The sequence below is a fragment of the Janthinobacterium sp. GW823-FHT03B06 genome, assembly GCF_058796955.1.
Genome location: NZ_JBXAJE010000002.1, coordinates 1,014,203 through 1,037,021, shown reverse-complemented (window position 1 = coordinate 1,037,021; position 22,819 = coordinate 1,014,203). Strand labels below are relative to the sequence as shown.

The following is a 22,819-nucleotide window of genomic DNA, read 5'->3' as shown; positions in this document are numbered from 1 at the left end:
TACAAGCGGGCCGGAGACGCGAGCCTGAGAAAATGCCGATGGCGGCGTTGCAGCTCCTTGCCGTACTGGCGTACTGTCTGTGTCGCTGCGCCTTGCCCTCGACGTTTTTCAGGCCCGCTTGGCCCGGCATAAAAGCGGGCCGGAGACGCGAGCCTGAGAAAATGCCGATGGCGGCGTTGCAGCTCCTTGCCGTACTGGCGTACTGTCTGCGTCGCCGCGCCTTGCCCTCGACATTTTTCAGGCCCGCTTGGCCCGGGGGAGTCTGTGCGGACGACTGGGGTGCTCATTCCTTTTGCCACTCTGCTCACCCTAATTTCCGGACAGAATTTGCGGCAGTGCAGCATAAATTTCATAGGGTGATTTCATGATATGAAATGCTATATCGTAATTTGAAAAATACTAAATACGCTGTTAGAATCCCCACACTAAACCGACTTAATAGTAAATAATCAGCGAAATACCGTCCGACAGCGATCCGGAAAATCGGGGTGGGGCGTTCACAAAGGAGACTCAACAGATGTCAGCTCAACTGAACCAGGTAACGACACAGATCGGCACCGACCCGGATATGCAGGAAACCAAGGAGTGGCTGGACGCGCTCGAAGCCGTGCTGGAAAATGAAGGTCCGGAACGCGCGCATTACCTGATGGAGCGCATGGTTGACCTGGCCCGCCGCCGCGGCGCCCAGATCCCGTTCTCCAGCACCACCGCCTACGTCAATACCATCCCCACCAAACAAGAAGCACACTGCCCCGGCAACCTGGAATACGAAGAGCGCCTGCGCTCGTGGATGCGCTGGAACGCCATGGCCATGGTGGTCAAGGCCAACCGCGCCGACGGCGACCTGGGCGGCCACTTGTCCTCGTTCGCGTCGCTGGCGAACATGCTGGGCATCGGTTTCAACCACTTCTGGCACGCGCCGACGGCCGACCACGGCGGCGACCTGCTGTACATCCAGGGCCACTCCTCGCCCGGCGTCTACGCGCGCGCCTTCCTCGAAGGCCGCTTGACGGAAGAGCAAATGCTGAACTTCCGCAAGGAAGTCGAGGGCAAGGGCCTGTCCTCGTACCCGCATCCGAAGCTGATGCCTGACTTCTGGCAGTTCCCGACCGTGTCGATGGGCCTGGGTCCGCACATGGCGATCTACCAGGCGCGCTTCCTGAAATACCTGCACGCACGCGGCATCGCCAAGACCGACAACCGCAAGATCTGGGCCTTCTGCGGCGATGGCGAGATGGACGAGCCGGAATCGCTGGGCGCGATCGGCCTGGCCGCACGCGACATGCTCGACAACCTGGTCATCGTGGTCAACTGCAACCTGCAGCGCCTGGACGGTCCGGTACGCGGCAACACCAAGATCATCCAGGAACTGGAAGGCGAATTCCGTGGCGCGGGCTGGAACGTCGTCAAGGTCATCTGGGGCCCGGGCTGGGACGCCCTGCTGGCGCAAGATAAAGAAGGCATCCTGCAGCGCGTGATGATGGAAACCGTCGACGGCGAATACCAGAACTACAAGGCGAAAGACGGCGCCTACGTGCGCAAGCACTTCTTCGGCAAGCATCCGAAGCTGCTGGAAATGGTTGCCAACATGACGGACGACGACATCTGGCGCCTGACCCGTGGCGGCCACGATCCGCACAAGATCTACGCGGCCTTCAAGATCGCCCAGGAACACAAGGGCCAGCCTACCGTCCTGCTGGTGAAGACCATCAAGGGCTACGGCATGGGCAAGTCGGGCGAAGCGCGCAACACGGCGCACCAGACGAAAAAACTGGACGACGAAGCCATCCGCGAAATGCGCGACCGCTTCTCGCTGCCTATCCCGGACGACAAGCTGGCCGACATCCCGTTCTTCAAGCCGGCCGACGACGCGCCGGAAATGGTCTACCTGCACGAGCGCCGCAAGGCCCTGGGCGGCTACCTGCCGCAGCGCCGCCAGAAAGCGGAAGAAACCCTGCCCGTGCCTGGCCTGGACGCGTTCAAGAACGTGCTGGAAGCGACGCCGGAAGGCCGCGAAATCTCGACCACGCAAGCGTTCGTGCGCGTCATTTCGACCCTGCTGAAAGACCCGAATCTGGGCCAGCGCGTCGTGCCTATCCTGGTCGATGAATCGCGTACCTTCGGCATGGAAGGCCTGTTCCGCCAGATCGGCATCTACAATCCGAAAGGCCAGTTGTACGAGCCGGTCGACAAGGACCAGGTCATGTACTACCGCGAAGACAAGGCCGGCCAGATCCTGCAGGAAGGCATCAACGAAGCGGGCGGCATGAGCTCGTGGATCGCCGCGGCGACGTCGTATTCGACCAACGACCGCATCATGATCCCGTTCTACACCTTCTACTCGATGTTCGGCTTCCAGCGCATCGGCGACCAGGTATGGGCTTCGGCCGACATGCGCGCCCGCGGCTTCCTGATGGGCGGCACGGCTGGCCGCACGACGCTGAACGGCGAAGGTTTGCAGCACGAAGATGGCCACAGCCATATCTTCGCCGCGACCATCCCGACCTGCATGCCGTACGACCCGACCTTCAGCCATGAAGTCGCCGTCATCATCCAGGATGGCCTGCGCCGCATGATCGCCAACCAGGAAGATGTGTTCTACTACATCACGATCATGAACGAGAACTACGCCCAGCCAGGCATCAAGCCGGGCCAGGAAGAAGGCATCCTGAAAGGCATGTACAAGCTGCAGGAAGGCAAGGCTGACGCCAAGCTGCGCGTACAGCTGATCGGTTGCGGCACCATCCTGCGCGAATCGATCTTCGCCGCCGAATTGCTGGAAAACGACTGGGGCGTGGCCGCGGACGTATGGTCGGCGCCGTCGCTGACCCTGGTGGCCCGCGATGGCCAGGATGCCGAACGCTGGAACATGGTCAACCCGTCGAAACAGCAGCGCGTGCCATACGTGACGTCGCTGATGCAGGACACGGATGGCCCTATCGTCGCCACGACCGACTACATGCGCGCATTTGCAGAACAGATCCGCGCCTTCATGCCGAAGGGCCGCACCTACAAAGTGCTCGGTACCGATGGCTTTGGCCGCTCGGACAGCCGCGCCAAGCTGCGCGAGTTCTTCGAAGTGAACCGTTATTATGTCACCGTGGCCGCGCTCAAATCGCTGGCTGACGAAGGCAAGATCGACGTGTCGGTGGTGGAGCAGGCGATCGCCAAGTACGGCATCGACGCGAACAAACCGAATCCGGTGACCCAGTAATCGTTGTGCGGACCCGATGATGCCAGGGCGGTGCGAAGGTGCCGCCCTGGCGTGTGTGCGGGTCCATCTGACAAATAAAATAACGGAGCAAGCTATGAGCATTGTGGAAGTCAAAGTCCCGGATATCGGCGATTTCAAGGAAGTCGAGATCATTGAACTGATGGTCAAGCCAGGCGACACGGTCAAGATCGACCAGTCCCTCATCACCGTCGAATCGGACAAGGCCAGCATGGAAATTCCATCGAGCCACGCCGGTGTCGTCAAGGAATTGAAAGTCAACGTGGGCGACAAGATCGCCGAAGGTTCGCTGGTCCTGCTGCTGGAAGTGGCGGACGACGCCTCGGCGCCGGCGCCAGCCGCCGCTGCCCCGGCACCTGCCGCTGAAGCCGCCCCCGCCGCCGCTCCTGCGGCCGCGCCGGCCCCTGCCGCCCCTGCCGGCGCGCCGGCCCTGGTCGACGTGACCGTGCCCGATATCGGCGACTTCAAGGAAGTCGAAGTCATCGAACTGATGGTCAAGGTCGGCGACACGATCAAGGTCGACCAGTCGCTGCTGACGGTCGAATCGGACAAGGCCAGCATGGAAATCCCATCGAGCCACGCCGGTGTCGTCAAGGAATTGAAGGTCAAGGTCGGCGACAAGGTCGCCAAGGGTAGCTTGGTGCTGGTCGTGGAAACGACGGGTGGCGCTGCCGCCCCGGCCGCTGCTCCTGCCGCCGCGCCTGCGCCGGCCGCGCAAGCTGCCGCCGCACCAGCCGCCGCCGTCGCTTCGGCGCCGGTCGCCGCTGCTGCCCCGGCAACTGCCGCCGCGCCTGCCGTGAACGGCAAGCTGGCGCACGCGTCGCCATCGATCCGCAAGTTCGCGCGCGAACTGGGCGTGGAACTGGCGCTGGTCGGCGGTTCCGGTCCGAAGGGCCGCATCACCCAGGAAGACGTGCAGAACTTCGTCAAGGGCGTGATGTCGGGCGCCGTTGCCGCACCAAATGCTCCAGCCGCTGCCAAAGGCGGTTCCGGCGTGGGCCTGGATCTGCTGCCATGGCCGTCGCTGGATTTCAGCAAGTTCGGCACGACCGAATTGCTGCCGCTGTCGCGCATCAAGAAAATCTCGGGTCCGAACCTGCACCGCAACTGGGTCATGATCCCGCACGTCACGCAGTTCGACGAAGCGGACGTGACGGATCTGGAAGCGTTCCGCGTCGACACCAACGCGGCCAATGCGAAGAACAAGGATGCGGCCAAGCTGACCATGCTGGCATTCGTCATCAAGGCGTCCGTCGCCGCGCTGAAGAAATTCCCCGCGTTTAACGCCTCGCTCGACGCCAAGGGCGAGAACCTGATCCTCAAGCAGTACTACAACATCGGCTTCGCGGCCGACACGCCGAATGGCCTGGTGGTACCTGTGATCAAGGGCGCGGACCAGAAGTCGGTCTCGCAGATCGCCCGCGAAATGACGGAACTGTCGCTGCAGGCGCGCGAAGGCAAGCTGAAACCGGCCGACATGCAGGGCGCCAGCTTCACGATTTCGTCCCTGGGCGGCATCGGCGGCACGCACTTCACGCCTATCGTCAATGCGCCGGAAGTGGCGATTCTGGGCCTGTCGAAAGCCTCGATCAAGCCGGTATGGGATGGCAAGGCCTTCCAGCCACGCCTGATGATGGGCACCTCGCTGTCCTACGACCACCGCGTGGTCGATGGTGCGATGGGCGCGCGATTCTCCGTGTACCTCGGCGAAGTCCTGGCCGACATGCGCAAAATTCTGCTGTAAGGAGCGATTGATGAGCACAGTAGAGGTAAAAGTACCGAATATCGGCGACTTCAAGGAAGTCGAAGTCATCGAACTGATGGTCAAGGTGGGCGACACCATCAAGGTGGACCAGTCCCTGATCACGGTCGAATCGGACAAGGCCAGCATGGAGATTCCGTCGACCCACGCGGGCGTCGTCAAGGAAGTCAAGGTCAAGGTCGGCGACAAGATCGCCGAAGGCAGCGCGCTGCTGGTGGTGGAAGCGGCTGAAGGCGCGGCCGCTGCCGCGCCAGCTGCCGCTCCTGCACCGGCGGCAGCCGCTCCGGCAGCCGCACCTGCACCTGCGGCAGTTGCCGCCATCCCGGCCGGCAATTACAGCGGCCAGGTCGACATCGACGTCGACATGATGGTATTGGGCGGCGGTCCTGGCGGCTATTCGGCGGCGTTCCGCGCGGCCGACCTGGGCATGTCGACGGTCATCGTCGAGCGCTACGCCACCCTGGGCGGCGTGTGTCTGAACGTGGGCTGCATCCCGTCGAAGGCGCTGCTGCACGTCGCATCCGTCATCGACGAAACGGCGCACATGTCCAACACGGGCGTGACGTTCGCCAAGCCGACGATCGACATCGCCCAGGTACGCAAGTACAAGGAAGGCGTGATCTCGAACATGACGGGCGGTCTGGCCGGCATGGCCAAGGCGCGCAAGACGCAGGTCGTCACCGGCGTGGGCCAGTTCCTCTCCGCGAACCACATCGAAGTGACGGCAGGCGACGGTTCTAAAAAAGTCGTGCAGTTCAAGCAGGCCATCATCGCCGCCGGTTCGTCCGTGGTGAAGCTGCCGTTCGTGCCGGAAGACCCGCGCATCGTCGATTCGACGGGCGCGCTGGAATTGCGTCAGATCCCGAAACGCATGCTGGTCATCGGCGGCGGCATCATCGGCCTGGAAATGGCGACTGTCTACTCGACCTTCGGCGCGCGCATCGACGTGGTCGAAATGATGGATGGCCTGATGCAGGGCGCGGACCGCGACGCCGTCAAGGTGTGGCAGAAGTTCAACGAGAAGCGCTTCGACAACATCATGACCAAGACCAAGACGGTCGCCGTTGAGGCGTTGCCGGAAGGCATCAAGGTCACGTTCGAAGCGGCCGAAGCGGGTGCCACGGCACCGGCACCGCAAGTCTACGACCTGGTGCTCGTCGCCGTGGGCCGCAGCCCGAACGGCAAGAAGATCGCTGCCGACAAGGCCGGCGTGAACGTCACCGACCGCGGCTTCATCGAAGTCGACAGCCAGATGCGCACCAACGTGCCGAACATCTTCGCCATCGGCGACCTGGTCGGCCAGCCGATGCTGGCGCACAAGGCCGTGCATGAAGCCCACGTGGCAGCGGAAGCTGCCGCCGGCCAGAAGTCGCACTTCGACGTCAAGGTGATCCCGTCGGTCGCCTACACGGATCCGGAAGTGGCATGGGCCGGCATCACGGAAGACGAAGCGAAAGCCAAGGGCATCAAGGTCGAGAAAGGCCACTTCCCATGGGCCGCTTCCGGCCGCGCCGTGGCCAACGGCCGCGCCGAAGGCTTCACCAAGCTGCTGTTCGACGCGGAAACGCACCGCATCATCGGCGGCACCATCGTCGGCACGCATGCGGGCGACATGATCGGCGAAATCGCGCTGGCCATCGAAATGGGTTGCGACGGCACCGACATCGGCAAGACCATCCACCCGCACCCGACCCTGGGCGAATCGATTGGTATGGCAGCCGAAGTGTACGAAGGCGTATGTACGGACTTGCCGCCGCCGCGCAAGCGTTGATGTTGTAGCGCTGTGACACTCAAAACCCCGCAAGCGATTGCGGGGTTTTTTATTGTCCAGATACGATTAATACTTCACCGTTGGCACCATCGTCGGCAAGCATGCGGGCGACAGGTGAAAAATGAAGCGGCGAAATCGCGCGGGCCATCGAAATGGGTTGCGACGGCACCGACATCGGCAAGACCATCCACCCGCACCCGACCCCGGGCGAGTCGATCGGCAGGTTGGCAAAAGCGCACCGAAGTGTACGAATGCGTGTGCACGGACTTGCCGCCGCCGCGCAAGCGCTGATAAAAAATTAACTTTCAGTACAAAAAACCGGGACGTGTTCCCGACTTTTTTTATTTCCCTTGACCTTCAGCAGGGTAAAACGTGGCGCGGCGGCACCATGTGAAAATTGGTGAGTATTGCCGTATGGAAAAAATGGCAGAATGACGGTCTGTAACCATGTTTTGCTTCTATGAACGCGTGCGATTTTTCCAGCAATGTTGCCAGCATGGGAATCGGTCAAGTTCCGCTGTACCAGGAGCCTGTCCCAGCAGATGAATACATCCCTTGCTGGCGCCCCTCGGAAGCGGGGAGTCGTCGCGTGGCTCGCTACGCATCTTCCTCACGCCTTGTCAGCGCTCCTGATGAACTGCCAGCAGAAGACGCTCCTTATTGGGATAGGCTCTAAGAAAGTTTTGCAACGATGAGAAAATTTACCGCCCTTCATATCGCCGATGTCCGTTTGCGCCGGGCTGATGAGCAAGAGCAAGCCGTGATGCTGCATGCCTTGTACCAGGATGTGGCCGCTATCCTGGCGGCGGGCAAGAGGATCGATGCGATTTTCTTCACGGGCCAGCTGGTGGCGCTGGACGCCTGTGCCGGCACGACGCCCGTGTACGTCTACGAATACTTCCTGCGCCCCTTGCTGCAGGCGGCCAGCTTGCCCGGCGCGCGTTTCTACCTGGTGCCGGGCAGCCGCGCGCAGGGTGTCGCCGCGGCGGCGCTGGGCAATGCCGGCTTCAGCTTTTTCTCTGCCGACGAGCACGCCAGTGCCGAGCAGCGCGCGCACTACAAGAATATCCACGCCGTGTTCCATGGCCACCAGCATACGGGCGATGCCAGCTCGCTGATGAAGTCGCTGGGCATCCTGTTCAAGAGCAATCCAGGCAGCCTGTACGGTGCGAATGGCCAGATGGCGGCATTTTCCGTGCTCGAGTTCGCCACGGGCGAAGCGGATGGCGGCGGGCCAGGCGCGCAGTGGACGGTGTCGCTGCGCGAGTTCGATGACGTGAGCAAGAACTTCGCCCTGTCGGTGCTGTACACGCCGAACGGCCAGGAAACGGGGCAGGTGGATGCCGAGTATGTGTTTGCCACCTTGCTGCCGCAGCTGGCAGGCGATCGCGCCTATCTCGATGGCTTGCTGGGCAAGGCGGGCGCGCAACGGCGCGAGGACGCCGGCGTCGCTGCCGATGCGCGCGAATTCCTCATCGAGCTGGCGTTCGTGATGTTCGAAGCCAAGAGCGTGTTCCTCAGCGAGGTGGAGCTCGAGCGTTTTGTCAGCGACTATTGCGGCGTGAAGGGCTGGAGCATGGCGGCCGGGGACTGGCTGGCGCCGCTGTATGCGCATGGCTTGCTGCTGTGTGCCGATGGCCAGGTGGCGTTTTCCTTCGATTACTTCCGCACGTATTTCCTGGCGCAACGCTTTGAAACCTCGTTCGACCTGATGCGCTACGGCCCGGACCGCTACGATGGAAGTGAGTCTTCACTCAGCGTTGATGGCGCGTCGGCGGCCCAGCCTTTCCTGCGTGCGCTGGGCTTGAACGATGAACAGGTCGAAGCGGCGCTGCCGGAAGACTGCAGCCGCCCTGGCTGACTTCCGGGGCCAGTCGTGCCGCGTCAGTCCGCCAGCGGCTGGCGCAGGGTGCCGCGCAGGAACAGGTCCAGGCTGAGTGCAACCTTGGTGCGCAGCTGTGCGACATCCGGCTGCGCCTGTGGCGGAAACAGCAGGCGCGACATCTGGTCGCCCAGCAGGCAATTGAGCAGGTGCAGCGCCAGCATGGATGGCGTCAGCTCCGCGCGAAACAGGGGCGCGATGTCGGGGCGGCTGAAAAACTTGGTCAGCATCTCGCGCGTCTGTCCCGGTCCCACCTTGTAAAACGTTTCCGCCAGTTCCGGGTGCGTGGCCGCTTCGGCCACCACCATGCGATTGAGGCGGATCGCCGCCGGCATGGTGACCAGTTGCACGAACAGCAGGCCGAACTCGCTCAAAATGGCGGGCAGGGGCCGCATATCCGTTTCCAGCGCCGGCATGGTCGAGAAGTAGGCGGCGCGGCGCAATTCCACCACGGCATTGAACAAGCCCGACTTGCCGCCAAATTTCACATAAATCGTGCGCACGGCCACATGGGCTTCGCGGGCGATCATTTCCAGGCTGACCTTCCCATACCCTTTTTCCAGAAACAGGCAGCCGGCCGTGTGCAGCAGGTTTTCCATGCGCGCTTCCATGTCGGCCGCGCGCGGGCGGCCGGCTGGCTTGCCGCAGCAGGAAAGCTCCTGGGCGGCGGCGTCGGATTCTGTATCGGTGGGCAAAGTATCGCTGAGGCCGGGATCGGACATGGTCTGGGTCTCTTTATAAGGTGGAAGGTAAGTGATGGCTCACACTGTAGTGCAAATTAAAATGAAATGCAATCGTTTCATTTCTTGACTTTGCCTTTTCTTTGCCCAATAATGAACCTATATCATTTCATTTTCGGAGCGAGTATGTCCAACCAGCCAGGCCAAGCAGAGCACAAGGTGCTGAGCGCCGTCCCACCCGCGGCCCCCGCCGCACCTTCCACGCCCGCCGCTTCCGCCAGCTCCGCACCACCGAATAACCGTGTGAAAATCATCGCCGGCCTGATCGTCCTCGTCGCGCTGGGCGCCGGCGCGCGCATGTGGTACCGCAGCCACTATTTCGTGGAAACGGAAAACGCCTATGTGGCCGGCCATGTGCATCCCGTCTCGGCGCGCATTTCCGGCGTCGTTACCAAGGTCTTCATCGACGACAATCAAATCGTGAAAGAGGGCGACGTGATCGCCGAACTCGATCCCTTCGACCAGCGCGTAAAAACCGAGCAGATCGCCGCGCAGATCGCCAGCGCCGAGCAGCAAGTGCTGCAAGCGGACGCGCAGATCGCCCAGGTGCAGGCGCAAGCGAGTGCCGCCCAGGCGCAAGTGGCGCAAGCCGATGCGCAATTGCTGCGCGCGAAACAGGATGCGGACCGTTATGGCCAGCTGTACACGAGCCAGATGAAAGCCGTCTCGAAGGCGGAACTCGACGCGGCCAACGCGGCCCGCTCGAGTGCCGTGGCCGACCTGGCCGCCCGCCGCGACAGCGCTTCGGCCGCCAAGTCGCAGATCGGCGCGGCGCAAGCCGCGCGCGACGTGGCCAAGGCGCAAGTGGCCGTGCTGCGCGTGCAATTGAAGGACGCGGAACAGCAGCTGCAATACAACCGCATCCTGGCGCCCGTCGCCGGCCGCATCGGCAAGCGCAACGTGGAAACGGGCATGCGCGTGCAGCCTGGCCAGCAGTTGACGGCCATCGTGCAGGACAACGTCTGGGTCACCGCCAACTTCAAGGAAACCCAGCTGGCCGACCTGCACCGCGGCCAGAGCGTGCACGTGACCATCGACGCCATGCCGGGCAAGAAACTGGTGGGCACCGTGGACAGCTTCGCCCCTGCCTCGGGCGCGCAATTCGCCCTGCTGCCGGCCGATAACGCCACCGGCAACTTCACCAAGATCGTCCAGCGCGTGCCCGTGAAAATCGTCTTCCAGCCGGAAGACATCAAGGCCATGAATGGCCGCCTGGTGCCGGGCATGTCGGTGATTGCCGAAGTGGAAGTGAACCAGCCTGCGTCGGACAAGGCCGAGGCCCCGCGCCACGCCGCCGCTCCTGCCGCACAGACCACCGCCCGCTAAGCTTCCATGAGCAGCTCCTCCACCACGCTGGCGAAGCCGCCAGCGTTTCCCGTGATTGACGAGAAAGTTTCCGGGCGCACCTGGCTGGCGGTCGCCGCCGGCATGCTGGGCGCCTTCATGGCGGTGCTCGACATCCAGATCACCAACTCCTCGCTCAAGGATATCCTTGGCTCGCTGTCGGCCACCCAGGAAGAGGGGTCGTGGATTTCCACGGCCTACCTGGTGGCGGAAATTATCGTCATTCCCCTCACCGCGCTGCTGGCGCGCGTGTTCGGACTGCGTACCTACATGATCGGCACCACCGCTTTCTTCCTGCTGTTCTCCACCCTGTGCGGCACGGCCTGGAACCTGGAAAGCATGATCGTCTTCCGCATGCTGCAGGGGTTCACGGGCGGCGCCCTGATACCGATGGCGTTCACCCTGGTGATGCTCAAGCTGCCGCCGTCGAAGCGCGCCGTCGGCATGGCCATCTTCGGCCTGACGGCCACCCTGGCGCCGGCCATGGGCCCGACCCTGGGCGGCTACCTCTCCGAGCTGTATGGCTGGCCTTCGATCTTTTACATCAACTGGGTGCCGGGCGTGCTGCTGATCGCCGGCATGATCTATGGCCTGGACAAGGAGCCGATGAAGCTCGAGATGTTCTGGAAGGCCGACTGGCTGGGCATCTTCTTCATGGCCCTGGGCCTGGGCTGCCTGACGATCTTCCTGGAAGAAGGCAATTCGAAGGACTGGTTCGACTCGGGTTTCATCATCACCTTCGCCGCGCTGGCCCTGGTGGGCATCCTGGGCTGGGTCGTCACCAGCGCCACGCGCGCCGAACCGTTCGTCAACCTGGGCCTGTACGGCCAGCGTAACTTTTTGGTCGCCACCGTGCTGTCGGCCGTGACGGGCATGGGCCTGTACGGCTCGGCCTTTTTGCTGCCCCTGTTCCTGGGCCAGATCGCCGGCTATTCGCCGATGCAGATCGGTGAAGTCATCATGTGGGTGGGCTTGCCGCAGCTGTTCATCATGCCGTTTGTGGCCAAACTCTCGTCCGTGGTGGACAACCGCATCCTGTGCTCGTTCGGTCTCTTGCTGTTCGGCGGCTCATGCATGATGAATGCCTACATGGATGCGTCCACCGGCTACGACCAGCTGCTGTGGTCGCAGGTCGTGCGCGCGCTGGGCCAGCCCTTCGTCATGCTGACCCTGTCGAACTTCGCCATGAAGGGCATCGCGCCGAAGGACATGCCGTCCGCATCGAGCCTGTTCAACATGACGCGCAACCTGGGCGGCTCGATCGGCATTGCCCTGCTGGCCACGGCCCTGAGCACCCGCGAACACTTCCACTCGCAGCGCCTGGGCGAAGCGATCAATGCGTATTCCAGCGCCACGCAGCTGCGCATCGACCAGTTGACGTCGTCGTTCATGGCCAAGGGCTATGACGCCGTCACGGCCGGCAACCAGGCCTTGCAGGCGATCGACGGCATCGTGCGCCGCGAAGCGTATGTGATGGCTTACAACGATGGCTTCTTCCTGATCGGCGCCATCCTGCTGGCCTGCATTGTGCCCCTGTGGCTGGCCGACAAACTCAAAGCTCCCGGTGGCGGTGGCGGTGGTCATTGACCGCGCACAGCGCGCACGTGCAGCACCTCAAGAACAAGAAGGTAATCATCATGCAAACCATCATGCAAACAGTAATGACGAAAATAGCGCTGGCCGCTTCCCTTGCCGTGGCGCTGTCCGCCTGCGGCACCGTGGGCCAGGATTTCACTGCACCGGCGAATGTGGCCGGCGCCGACACCTTCCGCCATGGTGCGGCCGCCGCGGATGCCGCGCAGCTGCCCAAAGAGTGGTGGAGCATCTACGGCGACGCCACCCTGAACCGCCTGGAACAGAGCGCGCTGCAGGACAATCCCAGCGTAAAAGCGGCGGGCGAGCGCCTGCTGCAGGCGCTGGCGCAAAGCGGCACGGCGCGCGCCAACCAGGGGCCGAGCGTGAACGTCAGCACGGGCATCTCGAACTCGCGCACCTCGGCCAACACCTCGCAGGGCCTGGCGCTGGGCAACCGCTCCATCAGCGGCAATAACTTCTCCGTGGGCGGCTCGCTGTCGTATGAAGTCGATTTGCTGGGCCGCGTGAAACGCATGGTCGAAGCGGCCGATTCGCAGGCGCTGGCGGCGCAGGCCGACCGCGACGGCGTGCTGCTGATGCTGTCGTCGCAAGTGGCCAGCAATTACTGGCAGCTGCGCGGGCTGGACGCGGAAATGGCCATCCTGAATGGCGCCCTGGACACGCGGCGCGAGTCGGCGCAGCTGGTCGAGGCGCGCTTCAATGCAGGGCTGACGAATGAGCTGGACCTGGCGCGCGCGAAAGTCGAACTGTCGAACGCGCAGGCCGACCTGCATGAAGTCAAACGCCAGCGCAACCAGCTGGAAAACAGCCTGGCCGCCCTGACGGGCAAGCCGCCGTCGGCGCTGCAATTGCCGGTGGCCGCCGAGCCTTCCAGCTTGCCGCTGCCGCCCGCCATCCCTGTCGGCTTGCCCGCCAGCCTGCTGGCGCACCGTCCGGACCTCGTGTCCAGCGTGGCGGGCCTGCGCGCGGCGAACGCGCAAGTGGGCGTGGCAGAAGGCGCGTTTTACCCGTCGCTGCAATTGACGGGCAATTTCGGCTACGCCTCGGAAAAACTGCGCGACCTGGCGCAGGGCGGTTCGCGCCAGTTCAGCTTTGGCCCGCTGGCCCTGTCCCTGCCGATCTTCGACGGCGGCCGCAACCAGGCCAATCTGGACCTGTCCAAGGCGCGCTATGCGGAAGCCGTGGCGAACCATGAAACGAAGCTGCTGACGGCCTTGCGCGAAGTGGAAGACGCCTTGTCCGACGTGGAACAGCGCCAGTTGCAGGGCGACGCCCAGGCCCTGTCGCAGGCAGCGGCGGCGCGCGCCTACCTGGTGGCGCGCACGCGCTACGAGCGCGGCATCTCGACCTACCTGGACGTCACCGATGCGCAGCGCAGTTCGCTGGCAGCGGACCGCGCCGCCGCGCAGATCAAGACTCAGCGCCTGCTGGCGACGGTCGCCGTGGCCCGCTCGCTGGGTGCCGGCTGGCAGCCGGACGGCGAGCTGGCCAGGCTGGCGTCCGCGCCCGCCGCGAAGGCCAACTAAGTACGACGGTTACGTGAGCGTGGCCGGTGGCGGTGTCGCCGCCGGCCCGTAGCGTTCCAGCAGAAAATCGATGAAGGTCGTCAGCTTCGGCGTGGGCTGGCGGTCGCGCGCATACACGAGGTGCATGGGGCGTGGCGCCGGCACGTAGCCGGCCAGCAGCGGCACCAGCCTGCCGGCGGCAATATCGCCGGCCATCAGGATCTCCGCCTGCATGACGATGCCGAAGCCGTGCAGGGCCGCCACGCGCAGCGCCTGACCATTGTTCGAGCGGAAGCGGCTCTCGCGCACGGGGCTGCCATCGTCGTCGCCGCTCCTGGCCAGGCGCCAGCGCACATGGCGCGTCCATTGCATGAAGTCCAGGCATTCGTGGCGCGCCAGGTCGGCCGGCGTGCGCGGCGTGCCGTGCCTGGCCAGATAGGCGGGCGCGGCGCAGATCACCATCGCATACGGCCGCAGCACGCGCGCCACCATGGCGGAATCTTCCAGCTTGCCGATGCGGATGGCCGCATCGAACCCTTCTTCCACCAGGTCCACCGTCCTGTCGTTCAGGTTCAGTTCCAGGCTCACTTCCGGATACGCATCGAGGTAGTCGGCCATCAGCGGCGCGATGCACTCGCTGCCGAAGGACACGGGCGCCGTGATCTTCAGCTTGCCGCGCGGCGCCGCGCGCATGGCTTCCGCGCCCCGTTCGGCCGCATGGATGCTGGCCAGGATCTGGCGGCACTGTTCCGCATACTGCTGGCCGATTTCCGTCAGGCTTTGCCGCCGCGTGGTGCGCGCCAGCAGCCGCGCACCCAGCCGCTCTTCCAGGTATTTGATGTGCTTGCCCACCATCACGGGCGAAATCTGGAATGCCTCGGCGGCGGCCGTGAAACTGCCCGCATCGACGACGGCGACAAAAATCTCCATGCTGCGCAATTTATCCATGACATCCCGATTGCAAACTACAGATTAGTAATCTTGTAAATTCTAGCGTATTTATTCCTTTTTGTAAGCGGCGCATACTGGCTCCATCGTTCAACCCACACAAGGAAGCAGCATGAAAATCGTCATCATCGGCGCCAGCGGCACCATCGGCACGGCCGTCGCCGCCCAACTGGCGCAACGCCATGAAATCATCGAAGTGGGCAGCCGCAGCGGCACGCACCAGGCCGACATGGGCGACATCGCGCAAGTGCGCGCCCTGTTCAAGCGCATCGGCAAGGTCGACGCCGTCGTCGTCACGGCCGGCAAGCTGCATTTCGGCCCGCTGAGCGAATTTACGCCCGAGCAATTCCGCCTGGGCCTGGACAGCAAGCTGATGGGCCAGGTCAACGTGGCGCTGGTGGCGCAGGAATACCTGAACGACGGCGGTTCGATTACCTTGACCAGCGGCATCGTGGCCGAGCAGCCGATCCGCTTCGGCACGGCCGCCAGCATGACCAACGCGGCCGTGGAAGGTTTTGTCAGGGGCGCCGCCATCGAATTGGCGCGCGGCGTGCGCATCAATGTCGTCAGCCCGACGGTGCTGGCCGAGTCGCTGGAATCGTACGGCCCCTTCTTCTACGGCTTCGAGCCGGCCGCCGCCAGCCGCGTGGCCCTGGCCTACAGCCGCAGCGTGGAAGGGGCGCAGACGGGGCAGGTGTACAAGGTCTGGTAAGCCAGCGCTGCAGGCGGGGGCATTGGTGGATTACAATTTGCCTCACTTGGGTCAGTCCTGTCGATCGGAAAGTGCCACATTGCGGCACTTTCCCCCGCCGGGTCTGACCCCACATTTAACCGAGGCCCCATGAAAAAACTCCTGATTCCCCTGCTGATGGCTGTCGCCGTCGGCAGCGCCTGCGCCGCAACGCCAGCGGCCGCGCCAGCCACCCCGGCCACCGCGCAACAACTGACGGCCATGAGCGCCCGCTACGCACCCGTCGCGCTGACGGCCGACGTCACCCACCTGTCCGCGGGCGACCGCCAGGCCATCGCCAAGCTGGTCGAAGCGGCCAAGCTGGTCGACGTGCTGCAGCTGCGCCAGCGCTGGTCCGGCAACGAAGCGCTGTGGGCGGCCCTGAAGAAGGACAAGTCGGCCCTGGGTCAGGCCCGCCTGAATTATTTCTGGATCAACAAGGGGCCATGGTCGGTGCTCGACGCGCACGCCTCGTTCATGCCGGCCAGCTATGCGGGCATCGCCATTCCCGCGCACAAGCCGGAAGCGGGCAACTTCTATCCGCAGGGCGCCACCAAGGCCAGCCTGGAAACATGGATGAACGGCTTGCCGGCGGACGACAAGCAGCAGGCGCAATGGTTTTTTACCACCATCCGCGCGGGCAAGGACGGCAAGTACCAGACCGTCAAGTATTCGGACGAATACAAGGTGGAGCTGAAACAGCTGGCCAAATTGCTCGACGAAGCGGCGGCCGCCACGGACAACGCATCGCTGAAGAAATTCCTCACCCTGCGCGCCAAGGCTTTCCTCGACAACGATTATCTGCCGTCCGACTTCGCCTGGATGGACCTCGATTCGCCCGTCGACATCACCATCGGCCCGTATGAAACGTACAACGATGAACTGTTCGGCTACAAGGCCGCGTTCGAGGCCTACGTGAACATCCGCGACCAGGCCGAGACGCAAAAGCTCAATTTCTTCGCCAAGCACATGCAGGAGCTGGAAGACAACCTGCCGCTCGACGCCCGGTACCGCAACCCGAAAGTGGGCGCGCTGGCGCCGATGGTGGTGGTCAACCAGGTGTATGGCGCCGGCGACGGCAACATGGCCGTGCAGACGGCCGCCTACAACTTGCCCAATGACGAGCGCATCATCAGTGCGCGCGGCTCCAAGCGCGTGATGCTGAAGAACGTGCAGGAGGCCAAGTTCAAGGCCACCCTGACGCCTATCTCCAAGTTGGTGCTCACCCCGGAAGCGCAGCAGGACGTCGATTTCAATTCCTTCTTCACGCACATCCTCGCGCATGAAATCATGCACGGCCTGGGCCCGCACGCCACCGTGGTCGACGGCAAGCCATCGACGCCGCGTCAGGACCTGAAGGAAGCGTATTCCACCATCGAGGAAGCCAAGGCCGACATCACGGGCCTGTTCGCGCTGCGCTACATGATGGACAAGGGCCAGCTGAACGACACCCTGGGCCAGGGCGAGGCGGCCGAGCGCAAGCTGTACAACACCTTCCTCGCCTCCGGTTTCCGCACCCTGCATTTCGGCCTGACGGATTCGCACGCGCGCGGCATGGCCATCCAGATGAATTACATCCTCGACAAGGGCGGTTTTGTCTCGCTGGGCGATGGCAGGTTCGGCGTCGATTTCGGCAAGATCAAGCAGGCCGTGATCGACCTGGACCGTGAATTCCTGACCATCGAGGCGACGGGCGACTATGCGCGCGCGCAAGCGATGATGACGAAATACGTGGTCATCCGCCCTGAGGTGCAGGTGGCGCTCGACAAGATGAAGGCCGTGCCCAACGATATCCGTCCGGAATTCGTCACGGCCCGCGCGCTGGACAAGGCGGCGAAGAAATAAACCCGATGCCGTATTGGCAGAGTGAACAGCCGGCGCTGCTGCGCCGGTTTTTTTTCGTCTTTATTTGTGAAAAGTTGCCAGTTTTTCCTTGTGGAAATGTATTCACCGCTTACTCTGCAGTGGTAAATCCTCTCTTCTCCGCACCGATCCCATGCTGAATCCGCTCTTGTTGATGAGCTTGCTCATCGCTTTCTCTCCTTTGCCTGCCGTGGCTGCCGCCCAGCTGAGCGATTTGGAAACCCGCTGGCTGCAGGCGGGCCAGCCCGTCATCGCGTTTGCGCGTGCGCAAGGTTTGCCCATCGATATCATCGTGCAGCCGCAGGATGCGCCCGGTGCCGTGCCGCTGGCGCTGGGCTACGAAGGGGGGCGCTGCAAGCTGGTGCTGTCCTTGCGCGGCAATGCGCAGGCGGACAGTGTCTTGCAGGGCGTGCCGCCCGCGCGCCAGGGCCTGATGATGGAAGCGATGACGGCGCATGAGATCGGCCATTGCCGGCGCTATGCGCAGGGCGACTGGCACGCCTTGCCGCGCGGCTTTGTCGAGCCGCGCAGCAGGCAGCGCGGCAAGTTGACTGCGCTGGCGCAGGAGCTGAGCGAGACGCGCCGCGAAGAGGGGTATGCGGACCTGGTGGCCCTGGCCTGGATGCATGGACGCCACCCCGGCCAGTATCAGGATGTGCTGGCCTGGATGCGCGGTGTGCGCGCGGCAGGCGAGGCTGCGGGCGGCGGTGTAGGCAGTTCCCACGCCACGCAAGGCTGGCTGGCGCTGGCCGATGGCGCAGGCGCATTTGATGGGGCCGTTTCACCATTTGAACAGGCGCAAGTATTGTGGCAGATGGGTTTGAGCGGCGACAAATAAACGGTGATTTTTAGGCGAATGGACTGTCAGCGTGTGCTGTCGCACGGAGCTTTGCGCGCGGCAGGGGTCTAATCTGGGCATCAACTAACCAGAGAGGAACCATCATGAACAAAATGATCGCACTCATGCTGGCCGCCAGTGCCAGCGCCCTGCTTGCCGCCGCGCCCGCGTATGCGCAGGATGCCTCGTACAAGAGTTTGACGGACAAGGCGTCAAGTGACTACAAGCAGGCCAAGGCCGCCTGCGGCAGCCACAGCGGCAACGCGAAAAAAGTCTGCGTGGAAGAAGCCAGGGTGGCGCGCGCCAAGGCCGAATCGGATGCCGTGGCCCAATACCGCAACACGCCGCGCGAGCTGACCAAGGCCCGCAAGGATGTCGCCAATGCCGAGTATGACCTGGCCAAGGCCAAGTGCGGCGACCGCACGGGCGCAGATAAAACCACATGCATGAACGATGCCAAGGCGGCGAAGACGGCCGCGCTGGCCGACGCCAATACGGGCGCCAAGGCCGGCACCAACGTGGCGCAGAATCCGCCCGCCACGACGAAGGAGAATTGCGACGCCATGGATGCGACGGCCAAGGCCGCCTGCGTGACGCGCAATGCGGCCGGCAGCACCAAGACGGCCGTGGCCGACTCCGTCATCACCACCAAGATCAAGGCTGACCTCGTCAAGGACAACGACTTGAAGGCGCTCGACGTGCACGTGGAAACGGTGAATGGCGTTGTCATGCTCAGCGGCTTCGTGCCTTCCCAGGCGCAAGTGAAAAAAGCCGCCGACCTGGCCCGCAGCGTGGAAGGCGTGACGGATGTGAAGAATGGCTTGAAGGTCAAGTAAGCCCCATTCTGCGCAGCGTTAAAGCCAGGACTGGAGCGGCACGCAGCAGTGTCGCTCCAGTTTTTTGATTGTATAAATTACGATCATAATATAACATGAGAAAAATCCCACCGGCTGGTAGTGACCGGCATCCATTTTTTCTCATGAGGACAGCATGCTTTCTCTTCCCTTTTCGCAATGGCTGGAGCGGCGCGGCATCCATTTCGCCTGGGTCATCGTCGCCATCACCTTCCTCACGGCCCTGACATCGTCTGCCGCGCTCGGCTTGCCAGGCGCGCTGATGCAGCCGCTGAGCCGCGAGTTCGGCTGGGATGCCGAGCAGATTTCCTCGGCCCTGGCCGTGCGTTTCGTGCTGTTTGGCTTGATGGGGCCGTTTGCCGCCATCCTGATGGAACGCTTCGGCTTGCGCAATGTCATCTGCGTGGCCCTGGGCCTGATCGCTGCCGGCATGCTGCTGGCCACGCGCATGACGCAGTTCTGGCACCTGGTGGCCCTGTGGGGCATCCTGCTGGGGCTGGGCTCGGGCATGACGGCGCTGGTCTTGAGCGCCGTGATGGCGAACCGCTGGTTCGAGACGCACCGGGGTCTGGTGGTGGGCGTGCTGACGGCCAGCTCGGCCACGGGTCAGCTGCTGTTCCTGCCCGTGGGTGCCTGGCTGATCGAGCACTTCGGCTGGCGCACGGCCGTCATGCCCGTGTTTGCCAGCTGCGCCATCGTTGCCGTGCTGGCCTTCCTGTGCATGCGCAACCGGCCGCAGGACGTGGCCTTGCGGCCCTACGGCGCCGATCCGGCCACGCCGCTGACGGCGCCAGTGGCCGCAAAAATGACGTTTGCCACGCCGTTCGTGATTCTGCGCAGCGTGGCGGCGAACCGCACCTTCTGGATACTGTTCGGCACCTTCTTCATCTGCGGCCTCAGCACCAACGGCCTGATCCAGACGCACTTCATTTCCCTGTGCGGCGACTCGGGCCTGTCCGCCGTGCCGGCCGCCTCCGTGCTGGCGATGATGGGGGCGTTCGACCTGTTCGGCACGATCTTGTCCGGCTGGCTGTCGGACCGCTATGACAACCGCAAACTGCTGTTCTGGTACTACGGCTTGCGGGGGCTGTCCCTGTTCTGGCTGCCGTATTCGGAATTCACCCTGTACGGCCTGTCCCTGTTTGCCATATTTTACGGCCTGGACTGGATCGCCACTGTGCCGCCGACCGTGAAACTGGTGGGCGCCACGTTTGGCCGGGAGCGGGCGGGCATGGTGTTCGGCTGGATCTTCGCGGGCCACCAGCTGGGCGCCGCCGTGGCCGCGTACGGCGCGGGCCGCATCCGCACCCTGATGCTGACCTACAATCCGGCCCTGTTCGCGGCCAGCGCCGCCTGCCTGCTGGCCGCGCTGCTGGTGCTGGCGATCCAGCGGCAGAAGGCGGCCGTGGCCGCCGTCCAGCCCGCATGAAAAAAGCCAGGCCCGCATGTGCGGAGCCTGGCTTTTCATTTCAAGAACGTTTCAGGATTTACTTGAGGTATTTGGCGAGCCAGCCCTCGACTTCGCTGTAGAAGAAACGGCTGTTCTCGCCTTTTAAAATCCAGTGGTTTTCATCCGGGAACACCAGCAATTTCGCCGGCACGTTCAGGCGCTGTTGTACTGCAAAGTTCATCAGGGCATTGTTGGCCGGCACGCGGTAGTCGAGCTCGCCCACGGTGATCAGGATGGGGGTGGTAAAGCCCGTGCCTTTTTCGTGGTTGCCCGCTTGCATGACCGGGCTTTGGTCGCGCCACACGGGCAGGTTCGACCAGACGGGGCCGCCTGCATTCGTTTCACGGCCGAAACCGCCATCGCTGGTGCCCCACTGCATGATCAAATCCATTTCGCCCGCGTGCGAGACGATGGCCTTGTAGCGCGTGGTGGTTGCCTGCAGCCAGTTGGCCAGGTGGCCGCCATAGCTGGCGCCGCCGGCGGCCAGTTTCGTGCTGTCGATGAACGGGTATTTCTTGATGGCTTCATCGACGCCCTGGTTGACTTCATCGCCCGGACCTTTCAATGGGTCGAACTGGATCGAGCGCGAGAATTCCTCGCCATAGCCGGTGGAACCCTTGTAGTCGGTCAGCAGCACGACATAACCTGGCTTGGCCAGCAAGTGATAGTTCCAGCGCAGCACGAACTGGTCGCGCCACATGCTGGCCGCGCCGCCGTGGATGACGGTAAACAGCGGATATTTCTTGTTCGGGTCGAAATTCGCGGGCTTGACGAGCATATTGTGGATCCGGCGGCCGTCGGCCGTGGTGAACCAGAAGTGCTCGGGCGCCTGCCAGTCGATCTTGCTCGCTTTCTCCGTGTTGAAGGCCGTCAGCCGTTTCGGCTGCTTGCCGTTGAAGGCATAGATTTCCGGCGGATTGATCGACGACTCCCACACGCCGACGAGGGCCTTGCCGCCGCTGCTCAGCGAGTTGATGGTGCCCGTCGGCAAGGATGGCTCTTCGCGCACGTCGCCGCCTTTGACATCGATCGAGTACAGCTTTTCCAGGCCCGCATGTTCATAGCTGAAAATGACGCGCTTGCCGCCTTCGGGCAGCACGTAGCGCGAAATCGAGCGGTCCAGCTTGGCTGTCAGGATGGTTGGCGCAGGATTGCTCATCGGCCAGGCGAAGCTGGCCAGGCGTTTCACGTCATACACTTTACCGGGCGTTTGCGCGTCGCTCAAGGCGAACAGGGTCTTGCCGTCGGCCGCGAATTTCAGGGAACCGTAGCTGTGCTTGTCCTGCGTCAAACGTTGCGCTTCGCCGCCGGCCACGGGCAGCAAGTACAGCTGCGAATAGACGGCTTCGCGCTGGGCCGCGTCGCGGTTGGTGGCTGCGTTGAAGACGACGGCCTTGCCGTCCGGCGTCCAGACGGCATCCAAGGATTGTCCCTCGTCGCCCTGGCCGCCGCCAAAGCCGGGCAGCGCCACCAGTTGCGTGCCCGACAGGATGTCGCGCGGCGTGTTTTCACCTTTCGACTCAGGTTGCGCATCGACGATGAACAGGCGTACCTGCTTGTCCGTCAGCCATTTGTCGAAATAGCGCGGTGCCGTCGTTTCATACGAACGGGCACTGACTTTGCGGTCCTTGCGCTCTTTCGCGCTTTGCTTGACGTCGGCCTCCGTCTTGTTGCCTGGATAGATGTCGCTGATGAACAGCAATTGCTTGCCGTCCGGGCTCCATTTCGGCATGCGCGCGCCCAGGGTGAGCGAGGTCAGGCGCTGCGCTTCGCCGCCGTTGGCCACGTCGAGGCGGTAAATCTGGCCCGCCTCATCGCCGTCGCGCTTGGCGACAAACACCAGCTGGCGGCTGTCCGGCGACCAGGCCACGGCGCTTTCGCCGCCCTTGGAATACGTCAGGCGGCGCGCGGGAGTATCGTCGCTAAGGGACTTGATCCACAGGTCCGACCATTGGTCCTTGCTATCGTAGGCGCTGTCGACCACGGAAAACACGGCCCAGCGTCCGTCGGGGCTGGCGACGGGCGCGCCCACCCGTTTCATCAGCCACACGTCTTCATGCGTGATGGCGTGTCTGGCTTGCGTTTGCGTGGCGGCAACTGCGGTGGTGGCCTTGGTATCGGCGGCGTGGGCCAGCGAGGTGCAGGCCGCTGCGATCAGCAGGGAGCCGAGGGAACGGCGAAGACGGGGTGAGGTCATGGGCGTGGTCCGGGTAGTGAAAAAAGTACAGCGGGCAACATTATTGCCCATCGATTCGGCCACTGCCAAGGCCATGAACCGTTACTTACCAGGCGGGAGGGGCGCGT

16 protein-coding genes are annotated in these 22,819 nt (G+C 63.4%); 12 read left to right on the top strand and 4 right to left on the bottom strand.

Annotated features, from left to right (window positions below; genetic code table 11):
- Positions 1 to 353 (bottom strand): hypothetical protein (locus AC1RBA_RS10685; RefSeq protein WP_492418053.1); only part of this gene is annotated, 353 nt, incomplete at its 3' end.
- A 164-nt stretch (positions 354 to 517) separates the two neighbouring features.
- Between AC1RBA_RS10685 and aceE the strand changes: the two genes are divergently transcribed.
- The 4 genes from aceE to AC1RBA_RS10665 all read left to right on the top strand — a co-directional run bounded on the left by aceE (position 518) and on the right by AC1RBA_RS10665 (position 8,626).
- A complete protein-coding gene (aceE, locus tag AC1RBA_RS10680; RefSeq protein ID WP_492418051.1) occupies positions 518 to 3,214 on the top strand; it encodes a pyruvate dehydrogenase (acetyl-transferring), homodimeric type in 2,697 nt (898 codons plus the stop codon).
- A gap of 94 nt (positions 3,215 to 3,308) precedes the next feature.
- Complete coding sequence (gene aceF / locus AC1RBA_RS10675; protein WP_492418049.1) at positions 3,309 to 4,976, top strand: dihydrolipoyllysine-residue acetyltransferase; 1,668 nt, start codon at positions 3,309 to 3,311, stop codon at positions 4,974 to 4,976.
- A 10-nt stretch (positions 4,977 to 4,986) separates the two neighbouring features.
- Positions 4,987 to 6,765, top strand: a complete 1,779-nt coding sequence (lpdA, locus tag AC1RBA_RS10670) for a dihydrolipoyl dehydrogenase (RefSeq protein WP_492418047.1) — start codon at positions 4,987 to 4,989, stop codon at positions 6,763 to 6,765.
- Positions 6,766 to 7,456: 691 nt separating this feature from the next.
- Complete coding sequence (locus AC1RBA_RS10665; protein ID WP_492418045.1) at positions 7,457 to 8,626, top strand: hypothetical protein; 1,170 nt, start codon at positions 7,457 to 7,459, stop codon at positions 8,624 to 8,626.
- Between the two features lie 23 nt (positions 8,627 to 8,649).
- Here AC1RBA_RS10665 and AC1RBA_RS10660 read toward each other — a convergent pair whose 3' ends face one another.
- Positions 8,650 to 9,369: a TetR/AcrR family transcriptional regulator gene (locus AC1RBA_RS10660; RefSeq protein WP_070312825.1), complete on the bottom strand. Its 720-nt coding sequence runs from the start codon at positions 9,367 to 9,369 to the stop codon at positions 8,650 to 8,652.
- 144 nt (positions 9,370 to 9,513) lie between these two features.
- On the opposite strand from AC1RBA_RS10660, the gene AC1RBA_RS10655 reads away from it, so the two are divergent.
- From AC1RBA_RS10655 to AC1RBA_RS10645, 3 genes are all read left to right on the top strand, one after another.
- A complete protein-coding gene (locus tag AC1RBA_RS10655) occupies positions 9,514 to 10,713 on the top strand; it encodes an HlyD family secretion protein (RefSeq protein WP_070223739.1) in 1,200 nt (399 codons plus the stop codon).
- A gap of 6 nt (positions 10,714 to 10,719) precedes the next feature.
- Positions 10,720 to 12,318, top strand: a complete 1,599-nt coding sequence (locus AC1RBA_RS10650) for a DHA2 family efflux MFS transporter permease subunit (RefSeq protein ID WP_070312823.1) — start codon at positions 10,720 to 10,722, stop codon at positions 12,316 to 12,318.
- A gap of 62 nt (positions 12,319 to 12,380) precedes the next feature.
- On the top strand, positions 12,381 to 13,853 hold the full coding sequence (locus AC1RBA_RS10645; protein ID WP_492418043.1) for an efflux transporter outer membrane subunit: 1,473 nt from the start codon (positions 12,381 to 12,383) through the stop codon (positions 13,851 to 13,853).
- Positions 13,854 to 13,862: 9 nt separating this feature from the next.
- On the opposite strand, the gene AC1RBA_RS10640 is transcribed toward AC1RBA_RS10645, so the two are convergent.
- Complete coding sequence (locus AC1RBA_RS10640) at positions 13,863 to 14,780, bottom strand: LysR family transcriptional regulator (protein ID WP_077408024.1); 918 nt, start codon at positions 14,778 to 14,780, stop codon at positions 13,863 to 13,865.
- A 112-nt stretch (positions 14,781 to 14,892) separates the two neighbouring features.
- Here AC1RBA_RS10640 and AC1RBA_RS10635 point away from each other — a divergent pair, with 112 nt between their 5' ends.
- The 5 genes from AC1RBA_RS10635 (at position 14,893) to AC1RBA_RS10615 (ending at position 20,494) form a co-directional block, all read left to right on the top strand.
- The gene (locus tag AC1RBA_RS10635) at positions 14,893 to 15,492 is read left to right on the top strand and encodes a short chain dehydrogenase (protein WP_492401886.1); all 600 of its coding nucleotides are present in this window, start codon (positions 14,893 to 14,895) and stop codon (positions 15,490 to 15,492) included.
- Positions 15,493 to 15,621: 129 nt separating this feature from the next.
- Complete coding sequence (locus tag AC1RBA_RS10630; protein ID WP_492418041.1) at positions 15,622 to 17,355, top strand: dipeptidyl-peptidase 3 family protein; 1,734 nt, start codon at positions 15,622 to 15,624, stop codon at positions 17,353 to 17,355.
- 151 nt (positions 17,356 to 17,506) lie between these two features.
- Positions 17,507 to 18,211 (top strand): hypothetical protein, encoded by a 705-nt coding sequence (locus AC1RBA_RS10625; protein ID WP_492418039.1) that lies wholly within the window; start codon positions 17,507 to 17,509, stop codon positions 18,209 to 18,211.
- A gap of 104 nt (positions 18,212 to 18,315) precedes the next feature.
- Positions 18,316 to 19,047 carry a BON domain-containing protein gene (locus tag AC1RBA_RS10620; RefSeq protein WP_492418037.1) on the top strand — a complete coding sequence of 244 codons (732 nt, stop codon included), beginning with the start codon at positions 18,316 to 18,318 and terminating at the stop codon, positions 19,045 to 19,047.
- A gap of 154 nt (positions 19,048 to 19,201) precedes the next feature.
- Positions 19,202 to 20,494, top strand: coding sequence for an MFS transporter (locus tag AC1RBA_RS10615; RefSeq protein ID WP_492418035.1), 1,293 nt, complete (start codon positions 19,202 to 19,204; stop codon positions 20,492 to 20,494).
- A 58-nt stretch (positions 20,495 to 20,552) separates the two neighbouring features.
- Here AC1RBA_RS10615 and AC1RBA_RS10610 read toward each other — a convergent pair whose 3' ends face one another.
- Positions 20,553 to 22,712 (bottom strand): prolyl oligopeptidase family serine peptidase, encoded by a 2,160-nt coding sequence (locus AC1RBA_RS10610; protein ID WP_492418033.1) that lies wholly within the window; start codon positions 22,710 to 22,712, stop codon positions 20,553 to 20,555.
- Positions 22,713 to 22,819 lie beyond the last annotated feature (107 nt).